The sequence below is a fragment of the Enterobacter sp. CGMCC 5087 genome, from assembly GCF_003144775.1.
Lineage (GTDB): Bacteria > Pseudomonadota > Gammaproteobacteria > Enterobacterales > Enterobacteriaceae > Enterobacter > Enterobacter cloacae_M.
The window spans coordinates 1-542 of sequence record NZ_QFXN01000369.1; the positions used below are offsets into that span (position 1 = coordinate 1).

General features: G+C 53.3%; 1 rRNA gene. It reads right to left on the reverse strand.

The window, feature by feature from the left end:
• Positions 1–20 precede the first annotated feature (20 nt).
• Positions 21–542: ribosomal RNA gene (locus DEO48_RS26460) — 16S ribosomal RNA — on the reverse strand; the annotation flags it as partial.

Here is a 542-nt window from a genome sequence, read left to right on the forward strand (position 1 = left end):
CAAAGGCAGGTTCTTTAAGGTAAGGAGGTGATCCAACCGCAGGTTCCCCTACGGTTACCTTGTTACGACTTCACCCCAGTCATGAATCACAAAGTGGTAAGCGCCCTCCCGAAGGTTAAGCTACCTACTTCTTTTGCAACCCACTCCCATGGTGTGACGGGCGGTGTGTACAAGGCCCGGGAACGTATTCACCGTAGCATTCTGATCTACGATTACTAGCGATTCCGACTTCATGGAGTCGAGTTGCAGACTCCAATCCGGACTACGACGCACTTTATGAGGTCCGCTTGCTCTCGCGAGGTCGCTTCTCTTTGTATGCGCCATTGTAGCACGTGTGTAGCCCTACTCGTAAGGGCCATGATGACTTGACGTCATCCCCACCTTCCTCCAGTTTATCACTGGCAGTCTCCTTTGAGTTCCCGGCCGGACCGCTGGCAACAAAGGATAAGGGTTGCGCTCGTTGCGGGACTTAACCCAACATTTCACAACACGAGCTGACGACAGCCATGCAGCACCTGTCTCAGAGTTCCCGAAGGCACCAA